This is a genomic window from Clostridioides sp. ZZV15-6598 (assembly GCF_020657705.1).
Taxonomy (GTDB): Bacteria; Bacillota; Clostridia; order Peptostreptococcales; family Peptostreptococcaceae; genus Clostridioides; species Clostridioides difficile_F.
In genome coordinates, this window is record NZ_JAGWCS010000343.1 from 1 (window position 1) to 381 (window position 381).

2 protein-coding genes are annotated in these 381 nt (G+C 31.0%); both read right to left on the reverse strand.

Annotated features, from left to right (window positions below; genetic code table 11):
• The coding region (locus tag KGF50_RS22630) for a DUF3797 domain-containing protein (RefSeq protein WP_227850005.1) at positions 1 to 94 on the reverse strand (94 nt) is incomplete at its 3' end.
• Positions 91 to 240 carry a hypothetical protein gene (locus tag KGF50_RS21955; protein WP_227850004.1) on the reverse strand — a complete coding sequence of 50 codons (150 nt, stop codon included), beginning with the start codon at positions 238 to 240 and terminating at the stop codon, positions 91 to 93. The genes KGF50_RS22630 and KGF50_RS21955, both read right to left, overlap by 4 nt.
• Positions 241 to 381: the final 141 nt, after the last annotated feature.

Below are 381 nucleotides of genomic sequence, written 5' to 3' on the forward strand. Positions count from 1 at the left end.
TTAACTTGCCTTCATTGTTTCCAATCTTGTCATTACCACAACTAGGGCAATAGCAATATTTTTCTCCAAGTTTTATGACATCTTTTAATTTCATTTCTCAATATCTCCTTGAACTTTCTTATTTTCATTTCTTTTATGAGCCAACAATTGCGATACAAATTCATAAAACAATCTCTCCAGCTCTTCTTCTTCTGAGTTTACGTAAACTTTGAAAATCCCTTTATCTTTAGTTAACTGCATTTGTACTTTCATGTATTAACATCCCCTCACACTCATATCTACTCAATATTTTTATAGCTGTATCAATCGCCTTATTAACAGAACACTTTTTCTTATTTAGTATCTTTTCTGCTAACTTAATTACCTGCTCCACATTTGCTA